This window comes from bacterium (assembly GCA_020440705.1).
Classification (GTDB): Bacteria; Krumholzibacteriota; Krumholzibacteriia; order LZORAL124-64-63; family LZORAL124-64-63; genus JAGRNP01.
In genome coordinates, this window is record JAGRNP010000072.1 from 1 (window position 1) to 20375 (window position 20375).

The following is a 20375-nucleotide window of genomic DNA, read 5'->3' on the forward strand; positions in this document are numbered from 1 at the left end:
ACGCGGATCCGGCGCGGCCTGCCCTTCGCCCTCAGCTGGTGGGCCTTCACCTTCCCGAGCGGGGCCCTGGCCATCGCCAGCGGCATCGCGGCGAAGGTGAGCGGGGTCGCCGCGATCCGGATCTTCTACAGCGGGGTGATGGTCTTCCTGCTGGTGATCTGGCTGGTGGTCTTCGTCCTGACGGTGCGGGGACTGGTCAGCCGGAAGCTGCTGTTGCCGGCCCATTGATCCTGGGGCGAAGCGGTGCTATAATGAGGGCACTCAGGAGAATCCGTCACCCCTGACAGGTTTCCTCCCGGTCGGCCTTCCCAGGTCGGCCTTCAAAAGAGACGCCCCTGCTGTCCGCAGGGGCGTCTCCATTTGGAGGCCGGTCGGCAGGTCGTCCGGAGCCGGCTCAGCCGCCCATCTGGTCGGCGATGATGCCGTCGGCGGCGGACAGGGCCCGCTCGAGCCCGGCCTGGTCCGGCATGCCGGCCTGGGCCATGTTGGGGCGACCGCCCCCGCGCCCGCCGCCCGCCGCGGCAATGGCCTTGACCAGGTTGCCCGCGTGCAGGGTGCCGGCGTCGACCAGGTCGGGGGTGAGGCTGACCAGCAGGGTCGCCTTCCCGTCCAGATCGGCGGTGAGCACCACGACCCCCCGGGCGCCCAGCCGGTCCCGCACATGGTCGCCCAGCTCCATGAAGGCCCCCTTGTCGGCGGCATCGACGTGGGCCGTGATGACCTTCAGTCCCGCCACCTCGCGCGGCGTGTCCAGGGCCGAACTCAGGGACTCGCGGGCCTCGGCCTGGTGCAGCCGGGCCAACTCGCGCCGGAGCTCGTCGCGCTCGGCGAGGAGGGCACGGGTCTGGTCGACCAGCGGTCCGCCGTCGCGCCGCAGCAGGCCGCCCAGCGCCCCGACCGCCTGCCGCTCCTGGCGGTACAGCGCCGCCGCCTCGGGTCCGGTGACCGCCTCGATGCGGCGCACCCCGGCCGAGACGCTGCCCTCGCTGGTGATGCGGAAGGGTCCGATGTCGCCCGTGCGGAAAGCGTGGGTGCCCCCGCACAGCTCGACCGAGGTCACGGGGCCGTAGTCCTCGCCCTGGCGCGGCGACACCAGATGGCCGCCGTGCACCTGCACGACGCGCACCCGGTCGCCGTACTTCTCGCCGAAGAGCGCCATGGCGCCGCGCTCGCGGGCTTCGGCCAGGGGCACGTCGCTCTCCACGAGCACGGCCCGGTTCTGGGCGATCGCCTCGTCCACGAGGGACTCGACCTCGGCCAGCTGGGCCGGGGTCAGGGCCTGGTCGTGGCGAAAGTCGAAGCGCAGGCGCCCCGGCTCGACGACCGAGCCGGCCTGCTCGACGTGGTCGCCCAGGACGCTGCGCAGGGCGGCGTGCAGCAGGTGGGTCGCGGTGTGGTTCCGCATACAGCCCGCGCGCCGCACGGCGTCGACCTGCAGCTGCACCGTCGCGTCGGCGCCGAAGGCCCGCGCGAGCTCGTCCACGTCTCCGGCCACGACGCAGACGGGGCCCTCGGGACTCGCCTGGGTGTCGCGCACGTCCAGGACGCGGTCGCCGTCCGACAGGATGATGTGGCCGGTGTCGCCCACCTGACCGCCCGACTCGGCGTAGAACGGCGTGCGGTCGCACAGGACGTGGGCCAGGGGCGTGCCCTCCGGACCTTCGCCCCCGCCGCGCACGGCCACCACGCGCGCCTGCTCGGTGACGCGCTCGTAGCCGACGAACTCGGCGCGGAAACCGCCCAGGTCGAGGCCCGGCACGAGGGTTCGCCAGGGGGTGATGCCCGCCATGAAGGTCTTCTCGCTGCGGCTCTGCTCGCGCTGGCGCTCCATGCAGGCGCGGAAGCCGTCGTGGTCGACGGAGAAGCCGTCCTCCTCGGCCACCACGGCCGTCAGGTCGACGGGGAAGCCGAAGGTGTCGTGCAGCTTGAAGGCCTCCTCGCCGCTGAGCTCGGTGCGGCCGTCGCGGGCCATGGCGGCCTTGTAGTCGGCGTAGACGTGGAGCCCCGCGGCCAGCGTGCGCAGGAAGCGCTCCTCCTCGTTGCGGATCACGTCGAGCACGCGCTCGCGGCGCGCGACGATCTCGGGGTAGGCCTCGCCCATCTCGGCGATGACCACCTCGGCGATGCGGAACAGGAACGGCTCCTCCATGCCCAGCAGGTGGCCGTGGCGGGCGGCCCGCCGCAGGATGCGACGCACCACGTAGTCGGCGCCGGTGTTGCCGGGGATGGCCCCGTCGGCCACGGTGAAGGTCACGGCCCGGGCGTGGTCCGCGATGACCTGCATGCTGATGCGGTCCTCGCCCTCGGGTTCGCGGCCGCAGATCTCGCTCATGCGCGCGATCAGGGGCGTGAAGAGGTCGGTCTCGTAGTTGCTCTGCCTGCCCTGCATGACGGCCACCAGGCGCTCGAAGCCGAGACCCGTGTCGACGCTCTTCATGGGCAGGGGGTGCAGCACGCCTTCCTTGTCCCGGTCGAACTCCATGAAGACGTGGTTCCACAGCTCGAGCCAGCGGTCGCAGTCGCAGACGCCCACGAAGCAGCCGTCCGGATGGTCGCACTTCATCTGCTGGCCCTGGTCGTAGTGGATCTCGGTGCAGGGGCCGCAGGGGCCGGTGTCGGCCATGGACCAGAAGTTCTCCTCGTCGCCCCGCTCCAGATCGCCCAGGCGGACGATGCGTTCGGGGGCCAGCCCCACCTCGTGCTCCCAGATGCCGAAACTCTCGTCATCGTCCTTGTAGACCGAGACCCAGAGGCGGTCGCGGTCGAGCCCCATGACCCGGGTCAGGAAGTCCCAGCCCCAGGTGATCGACTCGCGCTTGTAGTATTCGCCGAACGACCAGTTGCCGAGCATCTCGAAAAAGGTATGATGACGGGCGTCCTTGCCCACTTCCTCGAGGTCGTTGTGCTTGCCGGAGACCCGCATGCACTTCTGGACCGAGGCGGCCCGCACGTAGTCGCGCTTCTCGAGGCCGAGGAAGACGCCCTTGAACTGGTTCATGCCCGCATTGGTGAACAGGAGCGTGGGATCGTCCTGCGGCACGAGGGTCGACGACGGCACGACCGTGTGGCCCCGCTCGGCGAAAAAGTCGAGAAAACTTGCGCGGATCTCCCTGGCTTTCAATTTGGCTCCAGCCCCGCGGGGGGTGAAAAAGTCCTACAAGGCCACGCGGCGCGGCCGAAACAAAACAAGGATACCGGGTTATCTCGGCCGGCGACTTCTGGCCGGCGCTCCGGACGACCCGGCACGCAAGCCGATAGTTTAAGCGGGCCCCCGGGCGTGGTCAACCCACGCCGGGCGCCGCGGCTGGGCGCGGGAGGCGCCCGAGGACCATGCGCAACGTCCTGCACATCGTCGTCTCGATCCTGATGTGGCTCCTCTTCGGGTACTACTGGTACGTGGTGGGCCGCCGTCAGATCGACCTGGCCTCGCTGCAGTCGGTGGCGGTGCTGGCCGGCTTCACGCTGGTCGGGATCGTGCTGACCCTGTTGTGGATCGCCCACAACCGCAAGCTGGCCCGACGCAACCGGCGCCTGGCCGCCCCGGCGACGCCGCCGGAGGCGTACGCCGCCGACCACCTGGGCCGGGAACGGGCCGGGGACGACCTGGCGACCCTGAAGGCGGCCCCCACGGTCGTGGTGCGGCTGGACGACGAGGGCCGCAAGGTGTGCACCGCGGCGACGGGAAGGGGTGCCTGATGGATCTCTATTCCCTGATCGTCCGTTTCCAGTCGACCTGGGTCTACCTGGTCCTGCTGATCTACTTCGCCTGGTACCCGCTCACGACGAGCGTCATGTGGATCTTCACCTCGTTCCTCTTCTACCGGCGCCGCGACTCGGGCCCGACGGAGAAGCTGGCCGCGTTCTACGCCTACGAAGAGAAGCCCATGGTCAGCTTCCTGATCCCGGCCTTCAACGAGGAGGCGAACATCGCCCACACCCTGCGGGGCGTGCTGGCGGTGGACTATCCCGCCTTCGAGATCGTCGTGATCGACGACTGCTCGACCGACCGCACCCTCGACGAGATCGAGCCCTTCCTCGCCGACCCGCGCGTGCGCCTGGTGCGCAAGCTCGTCAACGAGGGCAAGGCCATGGCGCTGAACGACGCCATCCCCGTGAGCCGGGGCGAACTGGTCTTCGTGATGGACGCCGACGCGGTGCCCGTGCCGGACATCCTGCACCACCTGGTCCCCCACTTCCGCTTCCCGCGCTGCGCCGCCGTCACCGGCAATCCCCGCGTCGTCAACCGGCAGAGCTTCCTGGCCAAGCTGCAGGCCATCGAGTTCGCCTCGATCATCTCGCTCATGCGGCGGGCCCAGCGGGTGTGGGGCCGCATCATGACCATGAGCGGCGTGGTGGGCATCTTCCGCCGCACCGCCCTGTACGACGTCGGGCTCTACAGCCCGGAGATGGCCACCGAGGACATCGACCTGACCTGGCGGCTGCAGCTGCGGCACTGGGACGTGCGCTACGAGTCGCGCGCGGTCATGTGGATGCGGGTGCCCCAGTCGCTGGAGGGGCTATGGCGGCAGCGGCGGCGCTGGGCCCTGGGCCTCAGCCAGGTCCTGGTGCGCCACGGAAGCGAGCTCCTGCAGTGGAAGCACCGGCGCTTCTGGCCCGTGCTCATCGAGGCCAACCTCTCGGTGCTCTGGGCCTACACCTACGTGCTGCTGACCACCGTCTGGCTCGTCAGCTACGCGGTGGGCTATCCGCCGGTGGGCGCGAGTCCGATCCCCAACTTCTGGGGCATGCTCATCGCGACGGTGTGCCTGCTGCAGCTGGTGACCGGCGTGATCCAGGACCGCGTCTACGACGAGCTCCTGAAGAAGTCGTTCATCGTCGCGGTCTTCTACCCGCTGGTCTACTGGATCCTGATGGCGGTCATCACCGTCACCACGGCCCCCATGGGGCTGAACGTCAACCGCCAGAAGCGCAAGTACACGCTCTGGAAGCCGGTCCGGGAGTAGCATGAGGCCCACGTGGACACGCATCCTCCCCGTGGCCGCCCTGGTCGCCTGCGGCCTGGCCGCGGCGCCGGCGCGCGCCCAGGTGGCGGCCATGGCCGACACCGCCGACGGGGTCATCGACACGGAGCAGGCCTGGCGCAAGGTCACCGAGGCTCGCGACGCCGCCGGCGAGGACCGCCACCACGAGGCCGTGGCCGACTACCTCGAGGCCCTGGCCAACGACGCCCGGCTGGTGCCCATGGTGGCCCAGGAGATCGCCTACCAGAAGCTGTGGCGCGAGGATGCCGAGAAGTCGATCTTCTACTTCCGCCGCTACCTGGCCCGGCACCCGGACGAGGAGAACCGCGACGTGCGCAAGGGCCTGGCCATGGCGTACAGCTGGAGCGGCCGGCAGCCGGAGGCGGTGGGCCTGTACCGCGAGCTCGTCGCCGAGGACCCGACCGACGGCGCGGCCCGGCTCGGGCTGGCCCGCAGCCTGCTGTGGGACAACCGCCTGCGCGAAGGGTGGTCGGTGCTGCGGGCGGTCGAGGACGAGTCCGGCCCCGACGAGGCCGCCGGGCGCGAGGCGGGCGACTTCGCCCTCGTCGTGCTCGATTCCTACTCGGCGCCCCTGGCCGCCGACCTGAACGCGTCCTGGGACTCGGACGACCTGGACATCGTGCGCCTCGGGGTCACCGGCAGCTTCACCGTCCTGGGCAACAAGCTGCTGCAGGTGACGCCTTCGTACGGGCGGTACCGCCAGCCCGGCCAGGCGGAGATCGGCAATCCGGCCCTGGGCTTCGGCTTCCATGCGGCCCTGGCCCACAACTGGGCCCTGCACGCCTACGGCAAGGTGCAGCATTTCGGCACGGGCTCGCCCCTGTACGCCGGTCCGGAGAACCTGGACTGGACGAACCTCGCGGGCGACTTCTGGCTGACCTGGCTGCCGGCGCCGCGCTGGCGCATCGACTTCGGCGGCACCTCGGCCCCGGTCGAGACGTTCTTCGCCCTCGACAACCACATCCACTACGAGCAGACCAACGCCTCGGTGGACCATCGCCTCGGCCGGCACTGGTCGGCCGGCCTGTCGGCGAACCTGGCCGACTACAGCGACGGCAACTCCCGCACCCGGGGTGCCGCCCGCATCACGTGGAAGCGCGAGGGGCGCTGGGAGATCCACGCCGGTCCGGTGCTGACCTGGATGGACTTCGAGATCCCCTACCCCGGCGGCTACTGGGCGCCCGACGAGGTCGTCAACGGCAGCCTCGAGGCGACCCTGAAGACCCGCACCCGGCACTGGACCTGGCGTCTGAACGGCAGCGTCGGCGTGGAAAAGGAGACGGGTGCCGACCAGGTGACCGTGGGCGGTGTGAGCCTGCGGACGGGCTGGCGCTTCGCCCCCGACTGGCTGGCCGCGGTCGAGGGGGGCCATTCGCGCAGCTCGTTCAGCAGCGCCAGCGGCTTCAACCGCACCTTCCTGAACCTGACGGTGCGCCGCTTCTTCTAGGGGGATCCATGCACCGGACGAACCGCGCCCCCCGCCCCCCCGGACACGGCCGCCGCCGGTTCGTCGCGGCGGTGCCGGTGATGCTGGTGGCGATCCTCGCCCTGGCCGCCGGGTGCGGCGACGACGACCGGCCGGCCCCCGCGGGCAGCCTCTACGAACTCGACCCGCCGGAACTCGGCCTCGAGTCGGTGACCAGCGCCGGCCCGGGCGTGCCCGTCCTCTGCTACCACTACTTCCGGTCCGGCTTCGATCCGGGCTACCTGGCGCGGGTGCTCGGCTCGGTGCTCTTCGGCATGCCGGCCCTGGGCCCGCGCGAGTTCTGGACGACGCCCATCGGCGAGTTCGAGAAGCACCTGAAACACTTCCGCGACACCGGCACCCGCGTCATGACCCTGGACGAGGTGGCCGACCTGGTCGAGACGGGCCGGCCGCTGCCCCCGCGGGCGGTCGTCCTGACCATCGACGACGCCGACCGCAGCGTCTACGAGCTGGCCTGGCCCCTGCTGCGCGAGTACGGCGTCCGGGCCCACCTCTTCGTGCCCACCGGCCACGTGGGCTCCGACTGGGCCGACCTCGACGTCTGCTCGTGGGAGGAACTGCGGGAAATGGCCGCCTCGGGCACGATCATCCTCGGCAGCCACACCCGCGACCTGCACTACAAGATCGGCACCCGCAAGGGTCTGGAGCCGGTGTTCTGGAATCCGCAGGAGATCGACGGGGAGCGGCGGGCCGCCACCCTGGCCGACGTGACGGCGCACCGGCGGCAGGGCGACCTCGCCTGGCCACCGGCGGCGACGGCCGTGCTGTCCGGTCCCTGGGGTCCGGTGGCGGCCGACCTGCTGGCCAGCCGCGGCGACATCGCCACGGCCCGGACCGACGCGCGCTGGCTGGCCTGGCCCTACGGCTTCGCCAACGGCGATCTGGACAGCATCGCGCGGGCCGTCGGTTTCCGCGGGACGGTGAGCCTCGAGCCGCGCCCGTTCGCGGCCACCGACAGCCTGCTCCACACCGGACGCTTCACCCTCACCGCCAAGTCGACCGTCGGCATGCTCGACGAGATCATGCGCCGCAGCGCGGAGCTCAGCCCAACCCCGTGATCCACAGCCGCCGCCGCCGCGGGCCGTCGAACTCGCAGAACCAGATCTTCTGCCAGGTGCCCAGCAGGGGGCGACCGCGGCGCACGGGCACCGTGACCGAGCTGCCCACGAGGGTCGCCTTGATGTGGGCGGCGGCGTTGCCCTCGGCATGGCGGTAGGCGTCCTGCCACGGGACGAGGCGGTCCAGGGCGCCGGTCATGTCGCGGACCACGTCGGGATCGGCGCCCTCGTTGATCGTCACGCCGGCCGTGGTGTGGGGGTTGAAGACCAGGACGGCACCGTTCCCGATGCCCAGCTCGGCGATGGCCGCCGCCACGAGAGGCGTGGCGTCGATGAAGTCGGTGCGCGCCTCGCTGGCCAGTTCCCTCTCGATCATGCCTTCACCTTCTCGAAATTGCCCCGGGCGTCGTCGTAGACGAGGACCTCGCCCGAGTCGATGACGTAGTACCAGCCCTGCACGCTGAGCGTCCCGGCGCGGACCCGCTCGGCGATGAAGGGGTAGGTCAGCAGGTGGCGCATCTGCACCAGCACGTTGATCTGCTCGGTGAGCCATTCCCGATCGGCCGCGTCGCTGTTGCCGGCCTCGGCGCTGAGGCGGGCCACGCGGCCGGGCACCTCGGCGCTGTGCTGGAGCCAGCGGCTGACCGCCGGCAGGCCCTCGAGTTCGGCGGGCGTCATGTGCAGGGCGGCGCACCCCCCGCAGTTCGAATGGCCGCAGACCACGATCGTCCCCACCGCGAGCACCTGCACCGCGTACGAGATGGCCGCCGCCGTGGACGCGTCCTGGTCGGACTCGGCCCAGGGCGGGACGATGTTCGCCACGTTCCGCACGAGGAAGAGCTCGCCGGGATCGGTGTTGGTGATCAGCGTCGGCACCACGCGCGAGTCGGAGCATCCCACGAAGAGCGTGTGGGGCTGCTGGCGCCGGCCGAGACGGGAGAAGAGTTCGTGATGGCGGGAGAAGTCCTCGCGCTGGAAGCGCAGCACTCCCTGGAAGAGCTTGTCCATGTCGTGTTTCTCCATCGGCCGCGACATCCGGACGGGCCCGGACGCATCCGGACGCTTCCGGACGCATCCGGACGCACCGGGCCGCCCGGGCCTAGCCGGGACCCGCCGCGCCCTCGTCCAGGGCCTCGCGGACCCGCCGGCCGAGGGTGTCGCGGGTGAAGGGTTTCTGGACGAGCCGCACACCGCGGTCCAGCCGTCCGTTGTGGATGATCGCATTGGCAGTGTAGCCCGAGGTGTACAGGACCGCCAAGCCGGGGCGCAGACGCTGCGCCTCGGTGGCCAGTTCGACGCCGTTCAGTCCGCCCGGCAGCACCACGTCCGTGAAGAGCAGGTCGATCGCCGCGTCGCCGGCGAGGATCTCCAGCGCGGCCACCGCGCGGTCGGCCTCGCGAACGCGGTAGCCGAGCCGCTCGAGGAGCTGGCGCGCCAGCTGGCGCACGTCGGCCGCATCCTCGACCACGAGGATCGTCTCGCCGCCGCCCCGGGGCAGACCGGCGTCGGGCCGCACGGCCCGCGGCGCCGGCGTGTCGGCCGAGGCCCGCGGCAGGTAGAGCTTCACCGTCGTCCCCTCGCCGGGCTCGCTGTAAACCTTGACGTGCCCCCCCGACTGCTTGACGAACCCGTACACCATCGACAGGCCCAGCCCGCTGCCCTTGCCCACGTCCTTGGTGGTGAAGAAGGGCTCGAAGATGTTGGCCTGGACCGCCTCGCTCATGCCCGTGCCGCTGTCCGAGACCGCGACCAGCACGTACTGTCCCGGGGTGACCTCGCGCTGGGCCCGCGCGTAGTCGTCGTCGAGGGAGGCGTTGCCGGCGTCGATGGTCAGGGCGCCCCCTTCGGGCATGGCGTCCCGGGCGTTGACGCACAGGTTCAGGATCGCGTTCTCGAGCTGGGAGGGGTCGGCCTCGCAGCGCCAGAGGCCGCCCGCCAGGACGATCTCCAGCTCGATGTGCTCGCCGAGGGTGCGGCGCAGCATGTCGTCCATGCCGCGCAGCACGTCTCCCATGTCGAGGGAGCGGGGACGCAGCGGCTGCTTGCGGGAGAAGGCCAGCAGGCGGCTCGTGAGGGCGCTGGCCCGCTCCGCGGCCGCCGCCACCTGCTGCAGGGACTCGGTCACGAGGTCCGTGTCCCCGGGAAACTGCTGGGCCAGTTCGACGTTGCCGACGATCACCGTCAGCAGGTTGTTGAAGTCGTGGGCGACGCCACCGGTCAACTGCCCGACCGCTTCGAGCTTCTGCGCCTGGACGAGCTGGGCCTCGAGCCGGGCCTTTTCGCGCTCGGCCCGCTTGCGCTGGGTGATGTCGACCATGGTGCCGCGCACGAGCGTCCGCTCGGAATCGGGCAGCCGCACGAGGCTGATCTCGCAGGGAATGTCCTGCCCCTGCCGCGAGCGGTGGGTCCATTCGAAGGTGGGCGCCTCGCCGGCCACCGCGCGGCCGATCCACTCCATGGCCGCCGCGGGCGAGGGCCTCCCGTCCGGCTGCTGCACCGGGCTGAAGTCGGCGGGGCCGGCCCGGTCGATCAGCTCGTCGCGCGCGACGCCGAACAGGCGCGAGGCCCCTTCGTTCGCGTCCACGAACAGGCCGGACGTCGCGTCGAGGATCACGATCGCTTCGGGGGCGTGCTCGACCAGGATCCGGAACCGCTCCTCGCTCTGGCGCCGCGCGGCGAGGGCCCACTGGGTCGCCAGGGCGTCGGCGAGTCGGGAGGCGACGACGAAGAAGAGGCCTTCGACGTCGTCGTAGCGGCAGGCGCGGCGGCAGTGGTGCAGGCCCACCAGGAGCGCGGGGCGCCCGTGGGGCGAGACGACGGTCATCAGTTCCGAACGGATGGTGAACTGCTCGGCGACGGGGCTCTGGCGGTCGGGCCGGAGGGCGGCCACCGGCCGGCCGGTGCGCCGGGCGGCCGCGATCAGGTCGCGATGGAAGGCGTCGGCGCGCAGCTCGGCCGCCGCAGCCAGCACGCCCGGCCAGGCCGAGCGCGTGCGCTCCGCCAGCGCGTCCCACACCTCGGGCTCCCCCTCGCGCTCGGCGAGCAGCCAGGCCCGGTCGGCATCGAAGACGTCCAGCATGACGTCGAGGACGGCGCCCACCTGGCCGTTCCCCGCATCGCCGCCCGAGATGGCGCGGGTGATCCGTTCCATGGCGTCCATGACGCCGAGGGCCTGGCAGGGCGGATGGTTCTCTGCGGGACACACGTGGGCGACCTCCGGTTCTCGCGTTCCCCGGAGACTAGCACGATCCCGTCCCGCGACCCACCCTAGAAGTCGAAATACATGGTGAACTCGTATGGGTGCGGCCGCGTGTTGATGGCCGCGATCTCCGCGTGCTTCACCTCGAGCCAGCGCCGGATCAGCGACTCGGGGAAGGCGTCCCCGCGCAGCAGGTACTGGTGGTCCCGCTCGAGGGCGTCGAGGGCGTCGGCGAGGGAGCGCGGCAGGAAATCCTCCTGGCGGCTCGTGTCCGACGGGGCGTCCTCGGGCGCGTAGCCCGCCCTAATCGGGTCGATGCGGTTGATGACGCCGTCGAGCCCGGCCATCAGGATCGCCGCCCCGCACAGGTAGGGATTGGCCGTCAGGTCGGGCGGCCGGTACTCGATGCGCCGCAGCTCGCCGTCGGTCACGTAGCTCGGGATGCGGATCGCCGCCCCGCGGTTGCTGCGCCCGAAGGTGCGCACCGTCGGCGCCTCGAAGCCGGGCACCAGGCGCTTGTAGCTGTTGGTGCTCGGGTTGGTGAAGGCGCACAGGGAGTCGGCGTGGGTCAGGATGCCCCCGATGTAGTAGAGGGCCGTCTGCGAGAGGTGGGCGTAGCCCTGCGGATCATCGAAGACGTTGCGTCCGCCGCGCGTGAGGAACTGGTGCAGGTGCCAGCCGCTGCCCGCGTTCTCGTACAGGGGCTTGGGCATGAAGGTGACCTTCAGCTCGTGGCGCTCGGCCAGGTTGGCCAGGATGTACTTGGTCAGCACGGCGTGGTCGCCGGTGGTGGGCAGGTCGGCGAACCAGCCCTCGATCTCCTGCTGGCCCTGGGCCCCCACCTCGTGGTGGTGGTAGCGCACCGGGATGCCGAAGTCGCGCATGACGCCGCACACCTCGTCGCGGAAGTCGGCGTAGCGGTCGTGGGGATTGCAGGCGTGGTAGGCGTTCTGGAAGAAGCGCTCGCCGCTCGTCACGCCGTAGAAGCTCTCGTTGGCCGTGTTGCCGAACTCGGCCGCGTCGAAGATGTGGAACTCGTATTCGGGCCCCCACTGGGACGAGTCGGCCACGCCGGCGTCGCGCAGCGCCTGCTCGGCCTTGCGCGCCACGGCACGGCCGTCCTGCGGGAAGGGCGTCCGCGCCTCGTCGGTCAGGTGGGCCGCGGCGAACATCGTCACCGTGGGGCGGCGTCGGAACGGGTCCACGGCCGCCGTCGCCAGATCCGGCACCAGGACCATGTCGCTGTTCTCCACCTTCAGGAAGCCGTAGCTCGAGCCGTCGAAGCCGATGCCGTCCCGGCACACGTCGGCGGTCAGGCGATCACAGGGGAAGCTGATGTGGTGCAGCCGACCGGCGAGGTCGAGCATCTTCAGGTCGATGAACTCGGCGTGGTGGGCGTCGATGAGGGCGCGCACGCGGGAAAGGGCGGCGTCGGACATGGCGAACCCCTTGCGGGACAAGGTGCATCTCTTTTCGGGACTGGATGCGAAAAATAGTCACCTGGCGCACCAGAACCAAGGGAATCCCGCCCCTGGATGGAGACAGGCCGCGCATTCCGGATCGCCCACACACGCCTTGCCGCGGCCCGGGCCGCTGCCTATTTTCGTAGCCTGATCGGCGCGGCCGGTCGCCTGCAGCGTCCCGTGCGAAAGGATCCGCCGTTGGCAGAGAGCCCCGCAGCCGGCCCCGGCCCGGCCGCCATCACCATCACCGTCGACGGCCGCCCCGTGCGCTGCCGTCCCGACACCAGCGTGGCGGTGGCCCTCTTCGAAAGCGGCCGGCGCGAGCTGTCCCACTCCCACAAGTACGGTCGTCCGCGGGGCCTGACCTGCGCCCGCGGCCATTGCACCAGCTGCCTGATGCGGATCGACGGCGTCCCCAACGTGCGCACGTGCGAGACGCGGGTCCGCGACGGCATGACCGTCGCCGTCCAGGACACGGGCACCTTCTATGGCGGCCCCATGCAGAAGATGCTCGGCCTGGGCAGCCGCTGGGTTCCCGTCGGCTTCTACTACAAGTGGTTCACGCGGCCGGCCACGGTCAGCCGCTTCTTCCTCGAGCGCATCCGGCCCATGACCGGCGTGGGGCGTCTGCCCGACGCCGCGGCGTCGCGACGGGCGCTGCCCGCCGCGGCCTCCGCGTCGCCGCCCGCGGCCCCCGACCTCGGCCACGTGGCGCGTCTCGTGGTGGGCGGCGGGCCCAGCGGGCTCCGGGCCGCCCTTGCCGGCGGCGGCCCCACCCTGGTCATCGACGACATGCCGGTGCCCGGCGGCCAGCGCAAGGCCGCCCTCGACGCCGTGGCCCACGCCGACGTCGACCTGCTGCCGCGTTTTCCCGGCCTGGCGGATGCCCGCGAGCGCATCCAGGCCGCCGTCAACGCCCTGAACGACCGCCCCGGGATCCGCTTCGTCGGCGACAGCAAGGTGCTCGCCGGCTACCAGCCGGGGGGCGTGGTCGTGCGTCGGCCGGACGGCGTGGCCACGGCCCGCTGCGACGAACTGGTCTGGGCCGCCGGCGCCCTCGACGCGTTCGGCCTCTTCCCCGGCAACGACACGCCGGGCATCTTCGGCCCGCGCGCCCTTTACCGCATCGTCGCCCGCGACGGTCTGGACGTGGCCGGCCGCCACGCCCTGCTCGTGGGCAGCGGTCCGGACCTGTGGCTCAGCGCCGCCCTGCTGCACGGGCGCGGCGCCCTGGTGAAGCTCGTCGTCACCGGCGGCGGCAACCAGTCCGAGGTCGCCGCCGCGGTCGACCTGAAGTGGCCCCTGAACACCGGCCTGCGTCTCGACGAGGTCCGCGGCTCCGGCCCCCACGCCCTGCGCGCGACCTTCGTGCCCCGGCGCAGCGCCCCCGGGCCGAAGGGCAGCCACATGCATCTCGAAGCCGACTTCATGGTGCTCTGCGGCGCCGGCAAGCCCGCCTACGACGTGCCGTTCCAGCTGGGCGCCGACCTCGTGCTCGACCCGGCCCGCGGCGGCTACGTGCCCCGCGGCAGCACCCCCGACGGCGCCGACTTCACCGCCCCGCTGGCGGGCGGGCTGAACCTGACCTGGACCGGCGGCGCCTGCGGCCGCGCCGCCGCCGAGAGGAGCGCCCCGTGAGCGAAGACCGGATCTTCCTCTGCTGCTGCGAGGACGTCACCCTGCGCGAGTGGCGGCAGGCCTACGGAGAGGGCTTCAGCGAGATGGAGTCGCTGAAGCGCTACACCGGCCTGGGCACGGGCTTCTGCCAGGGCAAGCGCTGCCTGTCCGAGGCGGCGGCCGAGTTGGCGGCCCTGCGCGGCGCCGAGCCGGCGACCATCCGGCTGACGACCATCCGGCCGCCGGCCGAGCCCCTGACCTTCGCCGAACTGGCCGCCCTGGACCTCGACGCGCCGGGCGCCGTGCCGCGGGCCGACGGCCGCGCCGCGCTGCCCGCTCCGACCGCCCCGGAGGAGGAGTCATGATCCCCCTGTCCCGGGGCCCGGTGCCCGCCACCGCCGACGCCGTGGTCATCGGCGGCGGCATCAACGGCCTGGCCGTGGCCTACGAGCTGGCCGGCCGCGGGCTGAAGAACATCGTCGTCCTGGAGAGCCGCTACATCGGCAGCGGCTCGACCGGCCGCTGCGGCGGCGGCATCCGGGCGCAGTGGACGACGAAGGAGAACATCCGGCTGGCCCAGGAAAGCGTCGCCATGTACGAGAACATGTCGGCCGAGCTGGGCTACCAGGTGTTCTTCCGCCAGGGCGGCTACCTGATGATCACCGAGAACGAGAAGGACCTGCCCGCCCTGCGCGACGCGGTGGCCCTGCAGAACAGCTGCGGCGTGCCGACCGAGTTCCTGCCGCCGTCGGACTGCCGGAAGATCGTGCCCGACCTGGACGTCTCGCGCCTCGTGGGCGCCACCTTCTGCCCCAAGGACGGCACCGCCTACCCCTTCGCCGTGGTGTGGGGCTACGCCCGGGCCTGCCACCGGCGGGGCGTGCGCATCTTCATCCGCACGACCGTCAAGGAGATGCTCGCCCAGGACGGCCGCATGCGCGGCGTCGTCACCGACCGCGGCGTGATCCACGCGCCGGTGGTCGTCAACAGCGCCGGCCCCTGGGCCCGCCACCTCGCGGCCCAGGTCGGCGTCAGCCTGCCCAACCGGCAGGAGCGCCACGAGATCATGGTGAGCGAGTCGCTCAAGCCGTTCCTCGACCCCATGGTCATCTCGATCACCAACGGCATCTACTTCAGCCAGAGCCTGCGCGGCGAGATCGTCGGCGGCATCGGCGACCCGCACGAGCCCCACTGGACCGACCCGGCCGAGTTCGACACCCGCAGCCAGCTCGTCTTCGCGGTGCGCTTCGCCCGCGCGCTGACGGCATTGTACCCGCGGGCGGCCCAGGTCCGCATGATGCGGCAGTGGGCCGGCATGTACGACGTCACGCCGGACCACCGTCCCATCCTCGGCGGCGTGCCCGGCCTCGAAGGCTACCACCACATCTGCGGCTTCAGCGGACACGGCTTCATGCTCGGTCCGGTCACGGGCCGGCGCATGGCCGAGCACATCCTGACCGGACGCCCCGACGAGATCATCACGAGCCTGTCGCTGGATCGCTTCGAGCGCGGCGACCTGCAGGCCGACGCCTTCGTGGTGGGCTGAGCGGGGATCAGTCGCCGGGCAGCAGGTCGGCCAGGGCCTTGTCCAGCTCGCCGAACGCGAAGCGGAAGCCGTGGGCCTTCAGCACGTTGGGCACGACCCGCTGGCTGGCCAGGATCATGCCGGCCTTCTCCCCCAGCAGCAACCGCATGGCGAACGACGGCGCCGGCAGCCACGAGGGCTTGCCCAGGGCGGCGCCGAGGGCGGCCGCGAAGTCCTTCTGCGGCGGCGGCGTGGGCACCACCGCGTTGATGGGTCCGGCCAGTTCCTCGTTGTCGAGGGTGAACAGGATGATGCGCACGAGGTCCTGGATGTGCAGCCAGGGGAAGTACTGCTGACCGTTGCCGAGCGGGCCGCCGAAGCCCAGACGGAACGGCGCCAGCAGCCGGGGCAGGGCGCCGCCGTCCGGGCTCAGGACGATGCCGATGCGGATGCAGGCCACGCGCAGGCCGTCGCGCTCGGCCTGGATGGCCGCGTTCTCCCACTCGAGGGCCAGGCGGGCGAGGAAATCCTGCCCGGGCTCGTGCCCCTCGCCCAGCGCGGTGTCGCCCTGGTCGCCGTAGTAGCCCACCGCCGAACCGCTCACCAGGCAGCGGGCGCGCTCGCTCTGCTGCAGCGCCCGCACCACGTTCTCGGTGACGGCCAGGCGGGAGCGGCGCAGGCGGGTCTTCTTCTTGCGGGTCCAGAGCCCGTCGGCCACCGGCTCGCCGGCCAGGTTGACGACCGCGTCGCAGCCGGCGACGACCTGCTGCCATGCGCCCTCCTGGTTGGGATCGGCCTCGACCACCTCGGTGCCCCGGGGCAGGACCCGGCGGGCCCGGTCGGCGTCGCGCGACACGCAGACGACCTCGTCGTGGCGGTTCAGGAGCTGGGGCACGAGCACCCGGCCGACCAGGCCGGTGCCCCCGGTGATGAAGATGCGCACGGTGTTCCTTTCGGTGGGCCGGCCGTCGGGGGGCCGGACACCCCATTCTAGCGGAGGGCCCCGGCGGTGTCCACCGACGCCGTGGTTGGCCGCGCCCGCGCTTTGGCTTATTTTGGTCCGGCCCCCAACCCACAGGAGCTGACATGGAGTACCAGAACTTCGACTGCGAGATCGCCGAGGGCTGCGCCCGCATCGGCATGATCGGACCCGGCGCGCCGCAGATGGCCGACCTCCACGACGAGTTCGTCGACCTGATGCTGCGCCTGCAGGAGGACAACGCCGTGCGCGTGATCCTCTTCACCGACGGCGATCACGCCTTCGACCTGCACCACGAGCTGGACGGCGCCGCGGCGGCCCGGCAGCGCGACGGGGGCCTGGAGACCGTGGCCGTGGCCGAGGAGATCTCCCGCAACATCGTCACGCTCATGGGCGACTCGGCCAAGCCGATCATCGCGGCCACGCGGGGCGATGTGCGCAACATCGGCCTCGGTTTCTACATGGCGGCCGACGTGCGGCTCGCGTCGCGCCAGGCGGCCTTCACCTGCCTGGACATGGCCGGCGGGCTGCTGCCGGGCTGGGGCCTGACCCACCTGCTGCCGCGGCTGATCGGTCCGGGCCGCACCATGGACTTCCTCTTCTCCCGCCGCACCGTCGGCGCCGAGGAGGCCTGGCAGATGGGACTCGTGGACCGCCTCCTGCCCGACGCCACCTGGGAGGAGGACCTCGACGCCTACGTGCAGCGCCTGGCCCGCCTGCCCCAGCCGGGCGTACGCCTGGTGAAGCTCGCGGTGCAGCAGTCGGGCGTGCTCGACCAGACCAGCATGCTCTCGATGGAGTGGGAGTCGCAGCAGCAGTGCTGGGAGTCGCTGGAGACGGCCGAGGGGCTCGCCGCCCTGAGCGAGGGCCGCGAGCCGGACCTGGCGGTCGCCCCCCACGCGGACGACGAGGACTGACGATCCCCGGACCGGCAGACACGAAAACGGCCACCCCGACAGGGTGGCCGTTTTCGCGTGGGCGAGTGGAACCGGAACTACCGGTACAGACTCTTCACGGCGCCGAAGGAGGCGTCCTCGACCGCGACCGGGCTGCAGTCGCCGTTGACGATCAGGATCGGGTCGCTGGTGCCGCCGAGGGACGGGTGCAGCGCGTAGCCGTTGCTGTCGCCGTCGATGTAGGCGGGCAGGCCGTTCTCGAGCAGGCTGAAGTACACTTCGCCGACGAAGGCGTAGCCGGGGTCGGCGTTGATGACCAGGATGTCGACATCGGCGACGACGCAGGTGCCGCCGACCGCCGGCAGGGGCGAAGCGAAGCCGACGATGGCCTCACCGGGGCGCGAGCCCACGTCGACGGCCTGGCCGCGGTGCCCGAGGCTGCTGGGGAACAGGTTGTCGTAGGTCAGCTTGGCTTCCCAGCCGAGGACGTCGCCGGCGGTCAGCTTGGTCAGGACGACGTAGGCCGGGTGCGAACCGACGGGCAGGAACGCGCAGTTGTTGGTGCCGGCCTCGTCGAAGTAGATGCCGATGTTGTTCTGATAGGGAGTCTGCGCGAAGGCGGAACCGCCAAGGGCGAGGGCCGCCAGAGCAAAGACAAGAACCATCTTCTTCATGGTGTCGCTCCTCTGGTGAGTGGAGGGTGATCCGGGGGCGCAATGAGCGAATTCACGGACAAGTCCGTACGGCCCCCGTGGCGGACGAACTCACGTTGTATCACGGATTATATCATAAGAAAAGAATTTTTACATGGAAAAATCACAGTGACATCACCAACCTGCACAAGGAGTTTCATTTCCGCGAATTCTGAACTGAAATGGATGTGTATTTGCAACTTGGCCTTGCACATTCATCGGATCGGGCCCGGATTCGGCAGTGGCCCGCGGGCCGTTCATCCGTCATAATGCCGTTTCAGCCCCGTTTCCCCCCTTCCGGAGGTGCCCCGTGCGTTCCCGAATTCGTCTCGAAGCGGTCTTCACCACCCTGCTGCTCCTGCTGGTCGCCACCGGCGCGGCCGTCGGCGACGACGCCCCCGCCCGCTCCCACACCATCGTCCCGGCCGACTACTTCACCATCACGAGCGTCGGCGCCGTGGCCGTGTCGCCGGACGGCGGACGCATCGCGTACGTGGAGACGCGCTGGCTGCCCGGGAACGAGGGCAAGTCGCGCGAACTGTGGACCGTGGACCGCAAAGGCGGAGCGCCCCTCCGGCTCACCTTCGGCGATTTCGGCGCGGGCCACCCCACCTGGTCGCCCGACGGCGCCTGGCTGTATTTTCTCGGTCGCGACGAGGCGGGCCGGGACGCCCCGCCCCACGACGGCAGTCGGCAGGTGTGGCGCATCCGGCCCGACGGCTCCGGCCTGCAGGCGGTGACGGCGAGCGCGCGGGCCATCGGGACCTACGCCCTCGGCCCGGACGGGAACACGCTCTACACCACGACCTCGAGCCCCACCACCGACGAGGAGTGGCGCGACCTGCGCACGAAGTACGACGATCTCGAGTACGGCCACGGTGTCCGGCGCCTGCACGCGGTCGACCGTCTCGACCTGACGACCTGGCGCACGACCGAAGTGCTGCCGGCCGACCGCGTCATCTGGGAGCTGACGGTGTCGCCGGATGGCGGGCGTCTCGGCCTGATCACCACCACCGACAACGAGCTCATCTTCAAGGAAGGCTGGTCGCGGGTCGAGGTCGTCGACCTGGCCTCCGGGCTCACGACACCCGTCACCGACGCGGCCTGGCGCGCCGGACATCCGTCGCCCTACGGCTGGCTGGACAACCTGTGCTGGTCGGGCGACGGCGGCGCCCTCGCCTTCACGATCGGCTTCGACGGCTACCCGACCGGGCTGTGGACCGCCGAGTTCGCCGACGAGGTGTGGAGCCTGCACGAGATCGCCCGTCCCGACCCCATCGAATGCGCCGGCGGGCTGGCCTGGCGCGGCGGCGACCGCACCCTGTGCTACCTGGCCGAGGCCATGGGGCGCGTGCGCGTGGCCGCGGTCGAGAAGGTGCGCGGCGGCGCCCAGGGCGAGACGCGGGTGCTCACCGCCGGCGACGTGGTGGTCGGCGACTACGGCTTCGACGCCCGCGGCCGCAACCTCGCCGCGGTGTGGGAGACGACCACCGCGGGCAACGACGTATATGCGGTGGAGGGCGCGGACCGGTTCCGGGCCCTGACCCACGTCAATCCCCAGATGGACACCTGGATCCTGCCCCGGATCGAGCACGTGAGCTGGACCGGCGCCGACGGCGAGACCTGCCACGGGATCCTCGAGTTGCCCGCCGACTACAAGCGCGGCGACGGCCCGCTGCCGGCGGTCATCGAACTGCACGGCGGCCCCACCTCCTCGACCAAGTTCCGCTTCCGGCTGTGGATGTACGGCCGCGCCCTGATGGCGGCCAACGGGTACGCCCTGCTCAGCCCCAACTACCATGGCTCGACGGGCTACGGCGACGCCTTCCTGACGAAGCTCGTCGGGCGCGAGAACGAGATCGAGGTGGCGGACATCGCCCTCGGCACCCGCTGGCTCATCGACGAAGGCCTGGCCGATCCGGCCCGGATCGGGGTCATGGGCTGGAGCAACGGCGGGTACCTGACCAACTGCATGATCGCGGCCGAGCCCGATCTGTACGCCGCGGCGAGCAGCGGCGCCGGGGTGCTCGACATGGTCATCCAGTGGGGCACCGAGGACACGCCCGGCCACGTGATCAACTTCGTGCCCGGCCTGCCCTGGGAGGACCCCGCCCACTACCGCAAGGCGTCGCCGCTGTACGACCTCCACAAGGTGAAGACGCCGACGATCATCCACGTGGGCGGCAGCGATCCGCGCGTGCCGCCGGCCCACAGCCGCGCCCTGTACCGCGCCCTGAAGCACTACCTCGACGTGCCGACCGAACTGGTCGTGTACCCGGGCGAGCCGCACGGGCTGACCACGCAGCGGAACCGGATGGCCAAGATGGAATGGGATCTGGCCTGGTTCCGGAAGTACCTGTTGGGGGAGTAGTTCTGCGTCCGGTCCGGGTCGTCCCGGGGCCGCGGCCCGCCGACATCCTGTCGGCGGGCCGCTTGGCGTTCCGGTCGCTTCGCCAT

The 20375-nt window shown here is 71.2% G+C and carries 17 protein-coding genes; 10 read left to right on the forward strand and 7 right to left on the reverse strand.

All coding sequences use genetic code 11. The features are described from left to right. Positions 1 to 228: C4-dicarboxylate ABC transporter (locus tag KDM41_11495; GenBank protein MCB1184048.1), on the forward strand; the 228-nt coding region annotated here is incomplete at its 5' end. 166 nt (positions 229 to 394) lie between these two features. Here the strand turns inward: KDM41_11495 and alaS are convergent. Beyond that, on the reverse strand, positions 395 to 3121 hold the full coding sequence (alaS, locus tag KDM41_11500) for an alanine--tRNA ligase (protein ID MCB1184049.1): 2727 nt from the start codon (positions 3119 to 3121) through the stop codon (positions 395 to 397). A gap of 209 nt (positions 3122 to 3330) precedes the next feature. Here alaS and KDM41_11505 point away from each other — a divergent pair, with 209 nt between their 5' ends. The 4 genes from KDM41_11505 to KDM41_11520 are packed head-to-tail and all read left to right on the forward strand — an operon-like array spanning position 3331 to position 7547. Continuing rightward, positions 3331 to 3696 (forward strand): hypothetical protein, encoded by a 366-nt coding sequence (locus tag KDM41_11505; GenBank protein ID MCB1184050.1) that lies wholly within the window; start codon positions 3331 to 3333, stop codon positions 3694 to 3696. Then, complete coding sequence (locus tag KDM41_11510) at positions 3696 to 4964, forward strand: poly-beta-1,6 N-acetyl-D-glucosamine synthase (GenBank protein ID MCB1184051.1); 1269 nt, start codon at positions 3696 to 3698, stop codon at positions 4962 to 4964. The genes KDM41_11505 and KDM41_11510 overlap by 1 nt, the downstream gene beginning before the upstream one ends. A gap of 1 nt (position 4965) precedes the next feature. Then, a complete protein-coding gene (locus KDM41_11515) occupies positions 4966 to 6450 on the forward strand; it encodes a hypothetical protein (protein ID MCB1184052.1) in 1485 nt (494 codons plus the stop codon). A gap of 8 nt (positions 6451 to 6458) precedes the next feature. Beyond that, on the forward strand, positions 6459 to 7547 hold the full coding sequence (locus tag KDM41_11520) for a polysaccharide deacetylase family protein (protein MCB1184053.1): 1089 nt from the start codon (positions 6459 to 6461) through the stop codon (positions 7545 to 7547). On the opposite strand, the gene KDM41_11525 is transcribed toward KDM41_11520, so the two are convergent. The 4 genes from KDM41_11525 to glnA form a co-directional block, all read right to left on the reverse strand. Further along, entirely contained in the window at positions 7531 to 7923 is a 393-nt protein-coding gene (locus KDM41_11525; GenBank protein ID MCB1184054.1) for a secondary thiamine-phosphate synthase enzyme YjbQ, read from the reverse strand. The two genes, KDM41_11520 and KDM41_11525, sit on opposite strands and share 17 nt — an antisense overlap. Further along, on the reverse strand, positions 7920 to 8555 hold the full coding sequence (locus KDM41_11530) for a carbonic anhydrase (GenBank protein MCB1184055.1): 636 nt from the start codon (positions 8553 to 8555) through the stop codon (positions 7920 to 7922). Before KDM41_11530 ends, KDM41_11525 begins: the two co-directional genes overlap by 4 nt. A 91-nt stretch (positions 8556 to 8646) precedes the next feature. Continuing rightward, positions 8647 to 10752, reverse strand: coding sequence for a PAS domain S-box protein (locus tag KDM41_11535; GenBank protein MCB1184056.1), 2106 nt, complete (start codon positions 10750 to 10752; stop codon positions 8647 to 8649). A 62-nt stretch (positions 10753 to 10814) separates the two neighbouring features. Further along, positions 10815 to 12185: a type I glutamate--ammonia ligase gene (gene glnA, locus KDM41_11540; protein MCB1184057.1), complete on the reverse strand. Its 1371-nt coding sequence runs from the start codon at positions 12183 to 12185 to the stop codon at positions 10815 to 10817. A gap of 222 nt (positions 12186 to 12407) precedes the next feature. Here glnA and KDM41_11545 point away from each other — a divergent pair, with 222 nt between their 5' ends. From KDM41_11545 to KDM41_11555, 3 genes are read left to right on the forward strand one after another with little or no spacing between them, the layout of a single operon-like run. Continuing rightward, on the forward strand, positions 12408 to 13847 hold the full coding sequence (locus tag KDM41_11545; protein ID MCB1184058.1) for a (2Fe-2S)-binding protein: 1440 nt from the start codon (positions 12408 to 12410) through the stop codon (positions 13845 to 13847). An 11-nt stretch (positions 13848 to 13858) separates the two neighbouring features. After that, positions 13859 to 14191, forward strand: a complete 333-nt coding sequence (locus KDM41_11550; protein MCB1184059.1) for a (2Fe-2S)-binding protein — start codon at positions 13859 to 13861, stop codon at positions 14189 to 14191. Continuing rightward, a complete protein-coding gene (locus tag KDM41_11555; GenBank protein MCB1184060.1) occupies positions 14188 to 15372 on the forward strand; it encodes an FAD-binding oxidoreductase in 1185 nt (394 codons plus the stop codon). The genes KDM41_11550 and KDM41_11555 overlap by 4 nt, the downstream gene beginning before the upstream one ends. A 7-nt stretch (positions 15373 to 15379) precedes the next feature. Here KDM41_11555 and KDM41_11560 read toward each other — a convergent pair whose 3' ends face one another. Further along, positions 15380 to 16294: a TIGR01777 family oxidoreductase gene (locus tag KDM41_11560; GenBank protein MCB1184061.1), complete on the reverse strand. Its 915-nt coding sequence runs from the start codon at positions 16292 to 16294 to the stop codon at positions 15380 to 15382. Between the two features lie 143 nt (positions 16295 to 16437). Between KDM41_11560 and KDM41_11565 the strand changes: the two genes are divergently transcribed. Then, a complete protein-coding gene (locus KDM41_11565; GenBank protein MCB1184062.1) occupies positions 16438 to 17247 on the forward strand; it encodes an enoyl-CoA hydratase/isomerase family protein in 810 nt (269 codons plus the stop codon). 77 nt (positions 17248 to 17324) lie between these two features. Here the strand turns inward: KDM41_11565 and KDM41_11570 are convergent, their stop codons facing one another. Continuing rightward, positions 17325 to 17900, reverse strand: a complete 576-nt coding sequence (locus tag KDM41_11570; GenBank protein ID MCB1184063.1) for a hypothetical protein — start codon at positions 17898 to 17900, stop codon at positions 17325 to 17327. A 328-nt stretch (positions 17901 to 18228) separates the two neighbouring features. Here KDM41_11570 and KDM41_11575 point away from each other — a divergent pair, with 328 nt between their 5' ends. Further along, complete coding sequence (locus KDM41_11575) at positions 18229 to 20289, forward strand: S9 family peptidase (protein MCB1184064.1); 2061 nt, start codon at positions 18229 to 18231, stop codon at positions 20287 to 20289. Positions 20290 to 20375 lie beyond the last annotated feature (86 nt).